Consider the following 15,657-nt stretch of genomic DNA (forward strand, 5'->3'; position numbering starts at 1 on the left):
AGGATTTCGGGCAATGATTTCAGTCAACGATTTTCGCACAGGACTTACCATCGAGGTCGACGGCGAGATTTGGCGCGTCCTTGAGTTTCAGCACGTCAAGCCGGGCAAGGGTGCGGCGTTCGTCCGTTCGAAACTGCGAAATTTGCGCACCGGCGCCATTCAAGAGCGGACGTTCCGCGCCGGCGAAAAAGTGAACCGGGCGCAAATTGACACGCGCAAAATGCAATATTTGTACGCCAACGGCGATCAACACGTCTTTATGGACATGGAAACGTACGAGCAAATTGAGCTGCCGGCAAAGCAAATCGAATATGAGCTCAAGTTTTTGAAAGAAAACATGGAAGTGTTCATCATGATGTACCAGGGCGAAACGATCGGCATCGAGCTGCCGAATACCGTTGAGCTGAAAGTTGTTGAAACCGAGCCGGGCATTAAAGGCGACACCGCTTCCGGCGGTTCGAAACCGGCCAAGCTTGAAACCGGTCTTGTCGTTCAAGTGCCATTTTTCGTCAACGAAGGCGACACCCTCATCATCAATACGGCTGACGGCACATACGTGTCACGGGCGTAAGAACCTGAACAAGAGCAGCACCGATCCGGAATGTTCCGGGCCGGTGCTGTTTTTATGCGCCAAAGGTGCCCCGTCCTGCTTCGTTGTCCATCCCCGTTTTCACCGGCAAAAACTTCTTCTGAAACGGCTTGTTCCCGCATACGTTTGTACTAATCCATCTCTATTCGCTAAATGAGGAGGGGCACATGAAACATTGGCTGCGATCGATCGATTCGTCTGTTTTGGCGATGGCGGGCATGCGGATGTTGTCGGCGCTTATTGAACTGAGTGCAGCGCTGCTGATGTTGGTCTTTAATGATGTAAGAAAGGCGCTCGCCGTTAACGCCGTGCTCGCTGCTGTCGGCCCGACTGTGCTGATCGTAACGATGGCGATCGGTCTGCTTTCGCTGGCGGACGAGCTTTCGTTTTCTCGGCTCGCGTTCATCGCGCTCGGGGTGGCGCTCATTTTGTTCGGCATTTACAAGTAAGGCATAAACAGCATCTTCCGCCCATACATATAGACTAGTCCACCAAAAAGGGGGAGGGCCATGGAAGCGGTATGGGGAATTTTGCCGAAAACGATCGCCGCTGTGCTGCAGCAGATGCCTTCCTGGGGGCGCAGCATCGAAGAAATCCGCATCCGTATTTCCCGGCCGCTTGAAGTGATCGTCGATGGGAAGGCCCGCTTGCTGCCATATGAAGTGACGAAAGAGGACGGCGTGTACTTGCTTAACAAGTTGAGCCATTATTCGATTTATGCCGTCGAAGAGGAGCTGAGGCGTGGATTTATGACGATTGAAGGCGGCCATCGCGTCGGGCTCGCCGGCAAAGTCGTTACAGAAGGGGGCAAGGTGAAAGCCATCCGCGATGTCGCCTCCTTTAACATCCGCATTGCCAAAGAGCAAATCGGCATTGCCGATCCGCTGATTCCGTATGTGTATGATGGGCGCTGGCGCCATACGATGATCATCGGTTCCCCGCAGACCGGCAAAACGACGCTGTTGCGCGACGCGGCGCGCCTGATCAGCAGCGGAACTGGGCGCATTCCGGCGCAAAAGGTGGCGATCGTTGACGAGCGGTCGGAAATCGCCGGCTGCGTGAAAGGCATTCCGCAATTTTCGTTCGGCCCACGCCTTGATGTGTTGGACGCTTGTCCGAAAGCGGAAGGGATGATGATGATGATTCGCTCGATGAGTCCGGATGTCATGATTGTGGATGAAATTGGGCGCGAGGAAGACAGCGAAGCGGTGCTGGAGGCGGCGAATGCCGGCGTTTCGATATGGACAACCGTGCACGGGCGCACCGTTCGAGATGTTTGGCAGCGGCCGACGTTGCGTCCGGTCATGGAGCAACGGGTGTTTGAACGGTTTATTGAGCTGACGAACGTCCCGCATCCCGGCTTCATCCGGCGCATTGTTGACGCCAACGGCGCCGTGCTGTACGAGCGGGCGGTGGCGGGCCGATGAAGTGGCTGGGCGCCTTGTTGATTCTTGCCGCCTCCACTTGGATGGGGATGGCAGCCGCCCGCGCCTTGTACGAACGGCCGCGCCAGCTTCGCCAGCTGAAAGCGGCGCTCAGGGCGTTCGAAGCGGAAGTGATGTACGGACATACGCCGCTTGCCGAGGCATCTCAGCATATCGCCCGCCAGACGGCCGCTCCGATTGGCGAGCTGTTTGCCCAGTTTGCGGCGGCGTTGCATGCGTGTGAAACGAGCGTGGCCGAAGCATGGGAAAAAAGCTTGCGGGCTGTATGGGGGAAGACCGCGCTCAAACAAGGAGAGTGGGAAGTGATGAAACAGTTTGGCGCCACGCTCGGCCAGTATGACCGGCTCACCCAGCAACAGCAAATCGCCTTGGCGCTCGCCCATCTTGAGCGGGAGGAAGCGGAGGCGCTGGACGATCAGGCGCGCTATGGCAAAATGGCGAAAAGTTTAGGCGTGTTAGCCGGGCTGCTGCTCGTCATTTTACTCATGTAGACAGGAGGCAGGACGAATGGGCATCGATGTCGATATCATTTTAAAAATCGCCGGCGTCGGCATCGTCATCGCGTTTTTGCATACGGTGCTCGACCAGATGGGAAGGAAAGAATACGCCCAGTGGGTGACGCTGCTCGGCTTTATTTATATTTTGTTTATGGTCGCTTCGATTGTAAGCGATTTGTTTCAAAAAATTAAAGATGTCTTTTTGTTCCGCGGATAGGGGGAGAGGCCATGGACATTTTGCAAATCGTCGGCCTCGGGTTGGTGGCGACATTCCTCGTTGTGCTGCTGCAAGAACAAAAATCAAGCCTCTCCTTTTTATTGACCGTTTTTGTCGGCTGCACCATTTTTTTGCTGCTTGTTGACCAAATCAGCGATATTTTGCTGACGCTGCGGGAGATGGCGGAAGGCGCCCACATTCAAATGGTGTACTTGGAAATGATGTTGAAAATTATCGGCATTGCCTACATCGCCGAGTTTGCTGCGCAAATTTCCAAAGACGCCGGCCAAGGGGCGATCGCCGCCAAAATTGAGCTCGGCGGCAAAATCGTCATTTTGGCGCTCGCCGTCCCAATTTTGACTGCCATCATTGAAGCGGTCATCAGCCTCATTCCGGCGGCGCGATAAGGAGGGAACGGATTGAAGCGGACAGCGTTCCTCATTGCGGGGTTGCTCTCTCTCTTTTTTTGCCCGTTCGTCGTACAAGCTGCGAGCGATGGGCCGTACGTCAGCGAGCAGCTCGCTCATTTGGATGTCAGCGACATCCGCCGTTATTGGGAAACGATCGTCCATGAGTATGGGGGCTTTTTGCCGGAAAGCGAAAAAGGGCCGCTCTCCGATTTTTTAAGCGGCGACCGGCAATGGTCGCCCGTCGAGTGGCTGAAAGCGCTCGCCCGTTATTTATTTTATGAACTGCAAGTCAACGGGAAGCTGCTTGGGACGCTCATTTTGCTCGCTGTCTTCAGCACCGTGCTGCAATCGCTGCAAAACGCGTTCGCCCAGCAGGAGGTAAGCAAAATCGCCCACGCCGTCGTCTACATGGTGCTGTTGTTGCTCGCCTTAAACAGCTTCCGCCTCGCAACCGGCTATGCGCTCGAGGCGGTGCGGACGATGAGCCATTTTATCATCGCCCTCGTTCCGCTTTTGCTCGCCTTGCTCGCCTCCTCCGGCGGCGTCGTATCGGCGGCGTTTTTCCATCCGATCATTTTGTTTTTGATGAACACAACCGGCGTTGTCGTGGAATATGTCACGCTCCCGCTTCTGTTGCTAGCGGCGCTTTTAAGCGTCGTCAGCACGCTCAGCGACCGGTACAAGGCGACCCAGCTTGCCGATTTGTTGAACAAGGCCGCCCTCGGTTTGCTCGGCCTCATTTTGACGGTTTTCCTTGGCGTTATGTCGGTGCGGGGGGCAACAGCGGCGGTGGCGGACGGGGTGGCGCTGCGGGCGGCGAAATTTGTCACCGGCAACTTCATCCCGGTTGTCGGCAAGCTGTTTACTGATGCAGCCGATACGGTCGTTGCCGCTTCGATGCTGCTCAAAAATGCGGTCGGATTGGTCGGGGTGGCTGTGTTGTTGATGATTGCCATCTTTCCGGCGGTGAAAATTTTCGCCATCGTCATCATCTACAAACTATCAGCCGCGCTGTTGCAGCCGCTTGGCGGCAGTCCGGTGCTGTCTTGCCTCAACATTATCGGCAAAAGCATCGCCTATGTGCTCGCGGCGCTTTTGATCGTCTCGCTCATGTTTTTCTTCAGCCTCACCGTCATGGTTATGGCAGGGAATATTACGATGATGGTCCGCTAGGAGGAACGTTATGCAGCTTGTGATTGAATGGGTGACGAACATCATTTTGTTTTTGTTGTTTGCCATCATCATCGATTTTTTGCTGCCGTCCGGGACGATGCAAAAATATGTCAAAATGGTCGTCGGACTTTTGCTTCTCCTAATTATGTTGACGCCGGTGCTCCGGATGGCTTCGGCGGATCCGGATCAGCTTGTCGCTTCAGCACTTGCCCGTTTTTCCGACGGCTTCAAGGGGGAAGAGGCGATAAAAAATCAAATGGAACAACAGAAAAAAGAAATACAAGCTTCACAACGCGCATATATTTTAGAACAAATGGCTGTCCAGCTCGAAAACGACGTAAACGGGGAGTTGATGGAAAAGTATGGATTGAAGGCTGATATCAAAGTTTACGCCGATCACAACGAAAATTGGCGCATGCCAGAGGACATCAAGACGATTGAAGTGGCGCTTTTGAAACAACGCCCTGCCAGCGCGGTGGAGCCGGTTGTCATCGATACAACAAAGCCGCCGGCTTTGCCCGAGAGCGATGCCTCGCTGGCTGAAGAGGTGCGCGCCTTTCTCGCCGGCAAATGGGAAGTCGATGAAAATAAAATTGCCGTGCAATTTAGAGGGAGGGAATAGGGGGGATGCTCTCGTTTTTCAAACGGTTTCTTTCTTCCCCGCCCAAAGACGGGAACGGGGAAGGGGCGCGAAAACACATGCCGTTCTCATATGTCGTTGTCCTGCTGCTGGCCGGTGTGGCGCTCATGGCGGCGAGTCACTTTGCGGGTAGCGCAGACGATGCCGAAGCCAAGCCTTCCGCCAATCAGCCGGAATCCCCGTCCGAGCCGGCGTTTTTGTCGAGCAAGGAGACAAAGGATAAAGTGATCGCCGCCTATGAGGAACGGTACGAGAAGGAGTTGAAAGCCGCCCTCGAAGCAATTGAAGGGGTTGAGGATGTCACCGTTGTCGTCAACCTTGACTCAACCGAGCTGAAGCTGTTTGAGAAAAAACGCTCGACCCAGCAGCAAACGACCGAAGAAAGCGACAAGGAAGGCGGAAAACGGACGATTGAAAATCAGTCGACAAACGAAGAAGTGATCATCATCCGCAATGGCGACGAGGAAACGCCGCTTGTTGTCGCCACGAAAAAGCCGGATATTCGCGGTGTGCTTGTCGTCGCCAAAGGGGCCGACAACTTGCAAATTAAAAAATGGATCGTCGAGGCGGTGACGCGCGTGTTAAACGTTCCGAGCTACCGCGTCGCGGTCTTGCCGAAAAAATGACTCAAGTAAGGGGAGAGGAGATCGCCATGTTGAAAAAACAAACGGTATGGCTGTTGACGATGCTAAGCTTAGTAGTCGTACTGTCGGTGTATTATGTCACGGCGCCGAAAGAGATGGGCAACAGCCCGGCGCTCACCGCGAATGAGAAAACAGAAAAGCCGGCCAAACAACCAAGCGTAGCGGTGGAAGAGACTGGAGCGAAAGAGGAGCCGTCAACCGCAGGCGATGATTTGTTTACAGCGCTGCGCATGAAAATTGAGGATGAACGGAGCCGGCTGCGCGATGAGCTGAACGCCATTGTCGCTTCAGCGAACGCGACGGAGGAAGAAAAAAGTGAAGCGCTCGACAAAATTGAAAAATTGCAAGCATTGTCCGAAAGAGAAGCAACGTTGGAGACGCTCATCAAATCGAAAGGCGGGTATGAAGACGTGCTCGTGCGCGCCGATGACAACCAAGTGCGCGTGACGATCAAAGCGAAACAAAGCTCATCTAAATCGGCGAATGAAGTCATTCATATGGTGAAAAAAGAAATTCCGGATGCCCAATATGTCACCGTCGAGTTCCAGCCGGCCGGATGAACGCGCTGCTCTTTGCCAGAGCAGTTTTTTTTGCATAAAAACCTTTCGTTTGCCCTGCAGTTGTGTGTATAATCGTTATGAATACGTTTGATCACCGCCTGCGAAAGACGGGCTGACACTTGGAGAAAGGTGTGAGAACGATGAAAATTCAAGAAATCCGCGAATTGATTCGGTTGGTCGATCAATCCTCAATCGATGAATTTGTATATGAGCAAGGAGAAACGAAAGTACATATGAAAAAAGCGGTTGCTGTCGCCGTTGCACCGGCAGCCGCACCGGCGGCGCCCGCACAGGCAGTGGCAGCGGTCGAACCGACGGCGGCCCCGGCGCCTGCGCCTGTCCAAGTGGCAGCTTCGGAAGTGAAGCAGGCGCCGGAAACGGAACCGACGGCGGCCAAAGAAGCAAAGCCGGCTGTGGAAGGCAACTTGCATCAAATTACATCGCCGATGGTCGGCACGTTCTACGCAGCGCCGGCGCCGGACAAGCCGCCGTATGTGAAGCCGGGCGACAAAGTGAAAAAAGATACGGTTGTTTGCATCATCGAGGCGATGAAGCTGTTTAATGAAATTGAAGCGGAAGTCGATGGCGAAATTGTCGAGGTGCTCGTGCAAAATGGCCAGCTCGTCGAATACGGCCAGCCGTTGTTTTTGGTCAAGCCTGAATAAGGGAGAGAACGGACGATGATCAAAAAAGTGTTGGTGGCGAACCGCGGGGAAATCGCCGTCCGCATTATTCGCGCCTGCCGGGAGCTCGGCATTGAGACGGTCGCCGTCTTTTCGCAGGCTGACCGCGACGCCTTGCATGTGCAGCTGGCGGATGAGGCGTACTGCATCGGGCCGACCGCCTCGAAAGACAGCTATTTGAATTTCACCAACATCATGAGCGTTGCCACGTTGACCGGCTGTGACGCCATTCACCCGGGCTATGGCTTTTTGGCGGAGAACGAGGCGTTTGCCGAGCTGTGCCGCGAATGCAATGTCACGTTCATCGGCCCGAGCCCGGAAGCGATCGCCAAAATGGGGATTAAAGACATCGCCCGCGAGACGATGAGGGAAGCGGGTGTGCCGATTGTGCCGGGCTCGCGCGGCGTTATTGAAAGTCTTGAGGAGGCGCGGGCGATCGCCGCTGAAATCGGTTACCCGGTCATCATCAAAGCGACGGCCGGCGGCGGTGGGAAAGGAATTCGCGTCGCCCGCAACGAAGAAGAGCTCGTCAAAGGCATCAACATCACCCAGCAAGAAGCGGCGACGGCGTTCGGCAACCCTGGCGTTTATATTGAAAAGTATATCGAAGATTTCCGCCATGTCGAAATTCAAGTGCTCGCCGATTCATATGGCAACACCATTCATTTAGGAGAGCGCGACTGCTCGATCCAGCGCCGGCTGCAAAAGCTTGTCGAAGAAGCGCCGTCGCCGGCCCTTGACGACGACATGCGCCGGAGGATGGGCGAGGCGGCGGTCAAGGCGGCCAAGGCGGTCAACTACACGGGCGCCGGCACGGTTGAATTTATTTATGACCACCGGAACAAACAGTTTTATTTCATGGAAATGAATACGCGCATTCAGGTGGAGCACCCGGTCACCGAGCTCATTACCGGTGTCGATTTAGTAAAAGAACAGATCCGCGTCGCTGCCGGTGAAAAGCTGTCGCTCACCCAAGAGGACGTCTCCTTTAACGGTTGGGCGATCGAATGCCGCATCAATGCGGAAAACCCAGCGAAAAACTTTATGCCGTCGCCGGGGAAAATCGCCATGTACTTGCCGCCGGGCGGTCCGGGCGTGCGCGTCGATTCCGCCGCCTACCCGGGCTATACGATTCCGCCGTATTACGATTCGATGATCGCCAAACTGATCGTTCACGCGCCGACGCGTGAGGAGGCGATCGCCCGCATGAGACGGGCTCTTTCGGAATTTGTCATTGAAGGCATTCATACGACGATCCCGTTTCACATAAAATTAATGGAACACGAGAAATTCCAAAGCGGCGAGTTTAATACGAAGTTTTTGGAGTTATATGATATTATGAAGGCGGAATAGGAGGTGCCCCATGTCTGAACATATGTTTGACTCCGAACAGGAGTACACCGGGCTTGGCAAAGTCGAAATTGCACCGGAAGTGATCGAGGTGATCGCCGGCATCGCGGCCAGCGAAGTCGATGGCGTTGCGCAAATGCGCGGCAATTTCGCCGCCGGCGTTGCCGAGCGGTTCGGCAAAAAGCATCACGGCAAAGGCGTCAAAGTCGATTTGCGCGATGACGGGGTTGTCATTGACCTTTATTGCTTCGTCCAGTTCGGCGCGTCGATCCCGAACGTGGCGAAAAAGGTGCAGGAAAACGTGCGCCAGGCGCTTTGGAACATGACCGGCTTGGAAACGAGCGAAGTAAACGTGCACATCGTCGGCATTCAGTTTGAAAGCGGAAAACAGGAGCACGACGCCGTCGAACAACGGTGACAAAAACAGAAGGCAGCTGCTTTCGGAGCAGCCGCCTTTTGTTTTTTTCGTCAAAGTCTGTTATTGTAATGAACGAGGCCATCAGCGGAGCCGGCGGTGTAAAATCGGCAGCAAGACGGGCGACGGGAAGGGGCTGGCTTTTTCCGAAAAATATGATAAGATTTTAATATAAATGTTCGTATTTAGAGAGGGGGAAGGCAATGAAGCGGCATGAAGCGCGGGAAAAAGCGCTGCAGGCGCTGTTTCAAATCGACGTCGGGCACATTCCGCCGGAGGAGGCGCTGGCCAATGTGGCAGGAAGCAGCGAAGCGGATCCATTTTTGCGCCAGCTTGTACTAGGCGTCGTCGAGCACCAGGAGGAAATTGACGAGCTGTTGCGCGCCAATTTGGAAAAGTGGACGCTTGAGCGGGTGGCCAATGTGGACCGCGCCATCTTGCGCATGGCGACGTATGAGATGAAGTATGCCGACGATGTGCCGGTGAGCGTCAGCCTCGATGAAGCGGTCGAGCTGGCGAAAAAATTCGGCGATTGGAAATCCGGGAGTTTTGTCAACGGCGTGCTTTCGAAAGTGAAGGCGGCGCTGCAAAAATAGGACAGGCCGCCGGCTGCGCAAGCTTTCGGCGTCAAGTCAGGCAAACCGATATGGATGGACGAACAAGGAGAGGGGAACGAGATACGATGACAGCACAAATCATCAGCGGAGCAGAACTGGCCGCAACGATTCGCGCCGGGTTGGCGGAAGAAACAGCGAAGTTGAAGGAAAGCGGCGTTGAGCCGGGGCTGGCCGTCATTCTTGTCGGCGACGATCCGGCGTCACATTCGTATGTGAAAGGGAAGCAAAAAGCGTGCGCTGAAGTGGGCATTCGTTCATTTCTTTACACATTTCCGGCGTCCATCAGCGAAGAGGAGCTGTTGGCGAAAATCCGCGAACTGAACGGCGATCCGGCGGTGCACGGCATTTTAGTGCAGCTGCCGTTGCCGGAGCATATCCGCGAATGGTCGGTCATTGAAACGATCGCCCCGGAAAAAGATGTCGATGGCTTCCACCCGATCAACGTCGGGAAAATGATGATCGGCCAGCCGGCGTTTCTTCCGTGCACTCCGCATGGCGTTCTCGTGATGGTCAAATCTGCCGGCATCGACATTGCCGGGAAGCATGTCGTCGTCGTCGGCCGGAGCAACATCGTCGGCAAACCGGTCGGCCAGCTGTTTTTGCGCGAGCATGCGACCGTCACCTACGCCCATTCGAAAACGCCTGATTTGCCGGCCGTCACGCGGCAGGCTGACATTTTGATCGTCGCGGTTGGCAAGGCGCGTCTCATCGGTCCGGACCACGTCAAACCGGGAGCTGTCGTCATTGATGTCGGCGTCAACCGTTTGGAGAGCGGCAAACTGTGCGGCGATGTTGATTTTGACGCCGTCAAAGAAGTGGCGGGCTATATCACGCCGGTGCCAAAAGGGGTCGGTCCGATGACGATTACGATGCTGTTGCACAACACGATCGAAGCGGCCCGGCAGCTCGCCGTGAAGTGAGGCGGTTTCGATGGAAGTGAAATACGTCACCGTCGGGGCGCTGACGAAATACATTAAGCGCAAATTTGACGTCGACCCGCATTTGCGCGATTTATGGGTGAAAGGTGAAATTTCCAACTTTAAGCAGCATTCGCGCGGCCATATGTATTTTACCTTAAAAGACAGCCAGGCGCGCATTGCCGCGGTCATGTTTGCCGGCTACAATCAACATTTGCCGTTCCGTCCCGAAGATGGGATGAACGTGCTTGTGCGTGGGGAAATTTCCGTCTATGAGCCGAATGGGAACTACCAGCTATATGTAAAAGAAATGCAGCCGGAAGGCATCGGCCGCCTGTATTTGGCGTATGAGCAGCTGAAGCAGCGGCTCGAGGCGGAGGGGCTGTTTTCTCCCGTCCATAAAAAGCCGCTTCCGGCGTTTCCGCGCTGCATCGGCGTTGTTACATCGCCGACCGGAGCGGCGGTGCGCGACATTATGACGACGATCCGCCGCCGCTATCCGCTTGCGAAAATCATTTTGTTTCCGGCGCTCGTCCAAGGCGACGGGGCGGCGCTGTCAATCGTGCGCGCCATCGAGCGGGCAAATGAGTTCGGCGGGGTTGACGTGCTCATTGTCGGCCGCGGCGGCGGTTCGATTGAAGAATTGTGGGCGTTTAACGAAGAAATCGTCGCCCGCGCCATCTTTGCTTCGCGCGTGCCGGTCATTTCCGCCGTCGGCCATGAGACCGATTTTACGATCGCCGATTTTGTCGCCGATTTGCGGGCGCCGACACCGACGGCGGCAGCAGAGCTGGCTGCGCCGCACGTCGGGGAGCTGACTGAGCGGCTCGCCGAGCGGAAATGGCGGATGATCCGCGCCATGAAAGAACAGCTCGCTGCCAGCCAGGAACGGTTGCGGCGGCTTCAAGCATCGTACGCTTTCCGCTATCCAAGGCGGCTGTACGAACAAAAAGAGCAGCAGCTTGACGTGTTGCTCGACCGGCTCGCCCGCCAGCGCGAACGGTTGCTCGACAAGAAGCGCCAACAATGGCGTGAGCTGCGCCTGCGGCTGTGGCGCCATCACCCGGCGGCCGAGCTTGAGCGGACGAAGGAGCGGCAAAAAGCGGCTGCCGGTGCGCTTGAAAAAGCGATGCGCACCGCCTTAGAGCGCCATGCGCTCCGCTTTCGTTCCCATGTCGCGCGGCTTGAGGCGCTCAGTCCGCTCCGCATCATGGAGCGCGGCTACAGTTTGGTGTACAATGAGCGGCGCGAGCTTGTCAAACGAATCGGCCAGCTTCAGGTCGGCGAGCGCCTGTCCATCCGGATTCAAGACGGACAAGTCGATTGTCAAGTGACGGGAGTGGAGGAGAAAACAATATGAGCGAAGAAAAAGAGCTGACGTTTGAAGAAGCGATGAAAAAGCTTGAGGAAATCGTCGAACGGCTCGAGGAAGGAAATGTGCCGCTTGAAGAGGCGATCGTCTTTTTTCAAGAAGGCATGAAGCTGTCGAAACTTTGCCATGATAAACTGCAGCACGTCGAAAAACAGCTCGAGTATATGTTGCGCGAAGACGGTCAGCTCGTGCCTTTTTCGCCGGAGGAGGAGTAAGCGGTGGCGCAGCTTTCAGTTGAACAGTTTCTCAACGAGCAAAAACAGGCGGTGGAAACAGCGCTCTCCCGTTATATAGAGCGCTTAGAAGGGCCGGCGAAGCTGAAAAAGGCGATGGCGTACTCATTGGAGGCCGGCGGCAAACGAATCCGTCCGTTGCTGCTTCTGTCCACCGTTCGGGCGCTCGGCAAAGACCCGGCGGTCGGATTGCCCGTCGCCTGCGCGATTGAAATGATCCATACGTACTCTTTGATCCATGATGATTTGCCGAGCATGGACAACGATGATTTGCGGCGCGGCAAGCCGACGAACCATAAAGTGTTCGGCGAGGCGATGGCCATCTTGGCGGGGGACGGGTTGTTGACGTACGCGTTTCAATTGATCGCCGAAATCGACGATGAGCGCATCCCTCCTTCCGTCCGGCTTCGGCTCATCGAACGGCTGGCGAAAGCGGCCGGTCCGGAAGGGATGGTCGCCGGTCAGGCAGCCGATATGGAAGGAGAGGGGAAAACGCTGACGCTTTCGGAGCTCGAATACATCCATCGGCATAAAACCGGGAAAATGCTGCAATACAGCGTGCACGCCGGCGCCTTGATCGGCGGCGCTGATGCCCGGCAAACGCGGGAGCTTGACGAATTCGCCGCCCATCTAGGCCTTGCCTTTCAAATTCGCGATGATATTCTCGATATTGAAGGGGCAGAAGAAAAAATCGGCAAGCCGGTCGGCAGCGACCAAAGCAACAACAAAGCGACGTATCCAGCGCTGCTGTCGCTTGCCGGCGCGAAGGAAAAGTTGGCGTTCCATATCGAGGCGGCGCAGCGCCATTTACGGCACGCCGACGTTGACGGCGCCGCGCTCGCCTATATTTGCGAACTGGTCGCCGCCCGCGACCATTAAAAGCGGAACGGCCGCCCTTGCTTCGGAGCAAGGGCGGCTGTGTTGCTTTTTTGCTTCCGCCCCATGATGGGTCTTTCATCTTCGCGCCGCGGCCATACAGTGGCGCCAAGGCCGGCGTTGGCGGCAAAAGTCGATTTTTCGTGGCGAATCATGTATAATAATACTACCTGTATTCTAGGGAATCGGCTCGGAGAATGACCGAATGAAAGCGAGTGATCTCATTTGGATTTGACGAAAATTGAACATCCGCGCGTGTTAAAAACGATGTCCATTCCGGAACTGAAACAGTTAAGCGCCGAGATTCGGCGGTTTTTAATTGAAAAGCTGTCCAAAACGGGAGGACACATCGGCCCAAATTTAGGGGTCGTCGAGCTGACGATCGCCCTGCACCGGGAGTTTGACAGCCCGAAAGACAAACTCATTTGGGATGTCGGGCATCAAGCGTATGTGCATAAAATTTTGACGGGGCGCGCCGCTGAGTTCGACACGCTCCGCCAGTACAAGGGGTTGTCCGGCTTCCCGAAGCGGAGCGAAAGCGAGCACGATGTCTGGGAAACAGGCCATAGCTCAACGTCGCTGTCGGCAGCGATGGGCATGGCGATCGCCCGCGATTTAAAAGGGACGGATGAATACATCGTGCCGATCATCGGCGACGGGGCGCTCACCGGCGGCATGGCGCTCGAGGCGCTCAACCATATCGGCCATGAAAAAACGGATATGATTGTCATTTTAAATGACAACGAAATGTCGATCGCCCCGAACGTCGGGGCGCTGCACAACATCCTCGGACGGTTGCGAACAGCCGGCAAATATCAGTGGGTGAAAGATGAGCTTGAATTGTTGCTCAAGCGCATCCCGGCGGTCGGCGGCAAGCTGGCGGCCACGGCCGAACGTTTGAAAGACAGTTTAAAATACTTGCTCGTTTCCGGCGTGTTTTTCGAAGAGCTCGGGTTTACGTATTTAGGACCGGTGGACGGTCATGATTTTGATGATCTGTTTGAAAATTTGCGTTATGCGAAGAAAATGAAAGGTCCGGTGCTCGTGCATGTGATCACGAAAAAAGGGAAAGGCTACAGTCCGGCGGAAAACGACAAAGTGGGAACGTGGCACGGCACCGGCCCGTACAAAATTGAAACTGGTGCGTTTGTGAAAACGAAGGAAGCCGGGCCGTCGTGGAGCGCGCTTGTCAGCGAAACGGTGCGCCGGCTCGCGCGCACGGATCCGCGCATCGTGGCCATTACGCCGGCGATGCCGGTCGGATCGAAGCTGGAAGGGTTTGCAAGCGAATTTCCGGATCGGATGTTTGATGTCGGCATTGCCGAACAGCATGCGACGACGCTGGCGGCCGGGCTGGCGACGCAAGGGATGAAACCGTTTTTGGCCATTTATTCGACGTTTTTGCAGCGCGCGTACGACCAAGTCGTCCATGACGTATGCCGGCAAAACTTAAACGTCTTTTTCGCCATTGACCGCGCCGGGCTTGTCGGCGCCGACGGCGAAACGCACCAGGGGGTGTTTGACATCGCCTTTTTGCGCCATGTGCCGAACTTGGTGCTGATGATGCCAAAAGATGAAAATGAAGGCCAGCACATGGTGTATACGGCTATCCGCTACGATGACGGGCCGATTGCCATGCGTTTCCCGCGCGGAAACGGCCTGGGCGTTCCGCTTGACGAGGAGCTGAAAGAGATTCCGATCGGCACGTGGGAAGTGCTGCGCGATGGCCGCGATGCGGCGATCTTGACGTTTGGGACAACGATCTCCATGGCGCTTGAGGCTGCCGACCAATTGGCGAAAGAAGGCGTCTCGGTCAAAGTCGTCAACGCCCGCTTTATTAAGCCGATGGACGAAGCGGTGCTGCTTGAACTGCTCGAAAGCCGCCTGCCGATTTTGACGATCGAGGAAGCTGTGCTGCAGGGCGGCTTTGGCAGCGCCGTGCTTGAATTTGCCCATGACCGCGGCTACCATCAGGCGGTGATCGAGCGGATGGGCATCCCTGACCGGTTTATTGAGCACGGAAGCGTCAGCGAGCTGCTGCGCGAAATTGGGCTGACAGCCGCGCATATCGTTGACCGCATTAAAACGATGGCGCCAAGAAAACAGAAAAGGGCTTGAGACGATGAAAGGGAAAAAAGAACGGCTCGATGTGCTGCTTGTTGAACGCGGGCTGGCGGAAACGCGTGAAAAAGCGAAGCGGGCGATCATGGCCGGCCTCGTCTACTCGAACGACATCCGGCTCGACAAGCCCGGAGAGAAAGTGCCAACGGATATCCCGCTTGAAGTGAAAGGCAACCCGCTCCCGTACGTCAGCCGCGGCGGCTTGAAGCTCGAAAAAGCGTTGCGCGAATTTCAGATCAGCGTTAAAGGAAAAATTGTCCTCGATATCGGCGCCTCGACCGGCGGCTTCACCGATTGCGCCTTGCAGCATGGGGCGAAACTGTCCTATGCGGTCGATGTCGGCTACAACCAGCTCGCCTGGAAGCTGCGTCAAGATGAGCGCGTCGTCGTCATGGAGCGGACGAACTTCCGCTACGCGACGCCGGATTTGTTTACAAAAGGGCTGCCGGAAGTGGCGGTCATCGATGTGTCGTTTATTTCACTTCGGCTCATTTTGCCGGTCGTCAAGACGGTCATCGTTCCAGGCGGCGATGTTATTGCGCTTGTCAAACCGCAGTTTGAAGCAGGGAAAGAAAAGGTTGGCAAAAAAGGAATCGTCCGCGATCCGGCCGTTCATCGCGACGTACTGGAGTCGATCGTTCAGTTTGCCTGCGCGGAACGGTTCGATGTTCTTCATTTGTCGTACTCGCCGATCACTGGCGGCGACGGCAATATCGAGTTTTTGCTTCATGCCGTCTATTCCGGCGAAGAGCGGGAAGGCGAAAACCGGCTCGCCAAGCCGATTGCAGACGTCGTCAGCGAAGCGCACGCCCGCCTCAGCCTTAAAGAGGGGGAAGAAAACGGCGCCTAAGCAACCGTCGGAAAGAAGTCCCGCCCCCAGCCGGACGGGGCCGCGACT

The 15,657-nt window shown here is 55.7% G+C and carries 21 protein-coding genes; 20 read left to right on the top strand and 1 reads right to left on the bottom strand.

Annotated elements, in window-relative coordinates; translation table 11 throughout:
• Positions 1 to 13: 13 nt before the first annotated feature.
• The 18 genes from efp (at position 14) to ETC02_RS03725 (ending at position 12,641) form a co-directional block, all read left to right on the top strand.
• Positions 14 to 571: an elongation factor P gene (efp, locus tag ETC02_RS03640; RefSeq protein ID WP_033016423.1), complete on the top strand. Its 558-nt coding sequence runs from the start codon at positions 14 to 16 to the stop codon at positions 569 to 571.
• 185 nt (positions 572 to 756) lie between these two features.
• Positions 757 to 1,038 carry a YqhV family protein gene (locus tag ETC02_RS03645; RefSeq protein ID WP_063211708.1) on the top strand — a complete coding sequence of 94 codons (282 nt, stop codon included), beginning with the start codon at positions 757 to 759 and terminating at the stop codon, positions 1,036 to 1,038.
• 60 nt (positions 1,039 to 1,098) lie between these two features.
• Positions 1,099 to 2,016, top strand: coding sequence for a stage III sporulation protein AA (gene spoIIIAA, locus ETC02_RS03650; protein ID WP_033016424.1), 918 nt, complete (start codon positions 1,099 to 1,101; stop codon positions 2,014 to 2,016).
• Positions 2,013 to 2,525 carry a stage III sporulation protein SpoIIIAB gene (gene spoIIIAB / locus ETC02_RS03655; protein WP_033009392.1) on the top strand — a complete coding sequence of 171 codons (513 nt, stop codon included), beginning with the start codon at positions 2,013 to 2,015 and terminating at the stop codon, positions 2,523 to 2,525. The genes spoIIIAA and spoIIIAB overlap by 4 nt, the downstream gene beginning before the upstream one ends.
• 16 nt (positions 2,526 to 2,541) lie before the next feature.
• Entirely contained in the window at positions 2,542 to 2,748 is a 207-nt protein-coding gene (gene spoIIIAC / locus ETC02_RS03660; RefSeq protein ID WP_020960538.1) for a stage III sporulation protein AC, read from the top strand.
• Between the two features lie 11 nt (positions 2,749 to 2,759).
• Positions 2,760 to 3,155, top strand: coding sequence for a stage III sporulation protein AD (spoIIIAD, locus tag ETC02_RS03665; RefSeq protein WP_050367542.1), 396 nt, complete (start codon positions 2,760 to 2,762; stop codon positions 3,153 to 3,155).
• Positions 3,156 to 3,167: 12 nt separating this feature from the next.
• Positions 3,168 to 4,331: a stage III sporulation protein AE gene (gene spoIIIAE / locus ETC02_RS03670; protein ID WP_033016426.1), complete on the top strand. Its 1,164-nt coding sequence runs from the start codon at positions 3,168 to 3,170 to the stop codon at positions 4,329 to 4,331.
• Between the two features lie 10 nt (positions 4,332 to 4,341).
• Positions 4,342 to 4,953: a stage III sporulation protein AF gene (gene spoIIIAF, locus ETC02_RS03675; RefSeq protein WP_171698062.1), complete on the top strand. Its 612-nt coding sequence runs from the start codon at positions 4,342 to 4,344 to the stop codon at positions 4,951 to 4,953.
• A gap of 5 nt (positions 4,954 to 4,958) precedes the next feature.
• On the top strand, positions 4,959 to 5,597 hold the full coding sequence (gene spoIIIAG, locus ETC02_RS03680) for a stage III sporulation protein AG (protein WP_033009400.1): 639 nt from the start codon (positions 4,959 to 4,961) through the stop codon (positions 5,595 to 5,597).
• A gap of 26 nt (positions 5,598 to 5,623) precedes the next feature.
• Entirely contained in the window at positions 5,624 to 6,175 is a 552-nt protein-coding gene (locus tag ETC02_RS03685) for a SpoIIIAH-like family protein (protein ID WP_050367541.1), read from the top strand.
• Between the two features lie 140 nt (positions 6,176 to 6,315).
• On the top strand, positions 6,316 to 6,840 hold the full coding sequence (gene accB / locus ETC02_RS03690) for an acetyl-CoA carboxylase biotin carboxyl carrier protein (protein WP_050367540.1): 525 nt from the start codon (positions 6,316 to 6,318) through the stop codon (positions 6,838 to 6,840).
• A 15-nt stretch (positions 6,841 to 6,855) separates the two neighbouring features.
• Positions 6,856 to 8,211, top strand: a complete 1,356-nt coding sequence (gene accC / locus ETC02_RS03695) for an acetyl-CoA carboxylase biotin carboxylase subunit (RefSeq protein ID WP_033009405.1) — start codon at positions 6,856 to 6,858, stop codon at positions 8,209 to 8,211.
• Positions 8,212 to 8,221: 10 nt separating this feature from the next.
• On the top strand, positions 8,222 to 8,626 hold the full coding sequence (locus ETC02_RS03700) for an Asp23/Gls24 family envelope stress response protein (protein WP_033009407.1): 405 nt from the start codon (positions 8,222 to 8,224) through the stop codon (positions 8,624 to 8,626).
• Between the two features lie 200 nt (positions 8,627 to 8,826).
• Positions 8,827 to 9,219, top strand: coding sequence for a transcription antitermination factor NusB (gene nusB, locus ETC02_RS03705; protein WP_033009408.1), 393 nt, complete (start codon positions 8,827 to 8,829; stop codon positions 9,217 to 9,219).
• An 86-nt stretch (positions 9,220 to 9,305) separates the two neighbouring features.
• Positions 9,306 to 10,160: a bifunctional methylenetetrahydrofolate dehydrogenase/methenyltetrahydrofolate cyclohydrolase FolD gene (folD, locus tag ETC02_RS03710; RefSeq protein ID WP_033009410.1), complete on the top strand. Its 855-nt coding sequence runs from the start codon at positions 9,306 to 9,308 to the stop codon at positions 10,158 to 10,160.
• 10 nt (positions 10,161 to 10,170) lie between these two features.
• Positions 10,171 to 11,517, top strand: coding sequence for an exodeoxyribonuclease VII large subunit (gene xseA, locus ETC02_RS03715; RefSeq protein ID WP_033016436.1), 1,347 nt, complete (start codon positions 10,171 to 10,173; stop codon positions 11,515 to 11,517).
• Positions 11,514 to 11,744 carry an exodeoxyribonuclease VII small subunit gene (locus ETC02_RS03720; RefSeq protein ID WP_033009414.1) on the top strand — a complete coding sequence of 77 codons (231 nt, stop codon included), beginning with the start codon at positions 11,514 to 11,516 and terminating at the stop codon, positions 11,742 to 11,744. Before xseA ends, ETC02_RS03720 begins: the two co-directional genes overlap by 4 nt.
• A 3-nt stretch (positions 11,745 to 11,747) precedes the next feature.
• On the top strand, positions 11,748 to 12,641 hold the full coding sequence (locus ETC02_RS03725; RefSeq protein ID WP_047818685.1) for a polyprenyl synthetase family protein: 894 nt from the start codon (positions 11,748 to 11,750) through the stop codon (positions 12,639 to 12,641).
• Here the strand turns inward: ETC02_RS03725 and ETC02_RS03730 are convergent.
• Entirely contained in the window at positions 12,638 to 12,793 is a 156-nt protein-coding gene (locus tag ETC02_RS03730; protein WP_157807505.1) for a hypothetical protein, read from the bottom strand. The genes ETC02_RS03725 and ETC02_RS03730 overlap by 4 nt on opposite strands.
• Positions 12,794 to 12,863: 70 nt before the next feature.
• Between ETC02_RS03730 and dxs the strand changes: the two genes are divergently transcribed.
• Positions 12,864 to 14,756 carry a 1-deoxy-D-xylulose-5-phosphate synthase gene (dxs, locus tag ETC02_RS03735; RefSeq protein WP_033009418.1) on the top strand — a complete coding sequence of 631 codons (1,893 nt, stop codon included), beginning with the start codon at positions 12,864 to 12,866 and terminating at the stop codon, positions 14,754 to 14,756.
• Positions 14,757 to 14,760: 4 nt separating this feature from the next.
• Positions 14,761 to 15,609, top strand: a complete 849-nt coding sequence (locus ETC02_RS03740) for a TlyA family RNA methyltransferase (protein ID WP_033009419.1) — start codon at positions 14,761 to 14,763, stop codon at positions 15,607 to 15,609.
• The last annotated feature ends 48 nt before the right edge of the window (positions 15,610 to 15,657 follow it).

The sequence above is a fragment of the Geobacillus sp. DSP4a genome (assembly GCF_013096875.1).
Lineage (GTDB): Bacteria > Bacillota > Bacilli > Bacillales > Anoxybacillaceae > Geobacillus > Geobacillus thermophilus.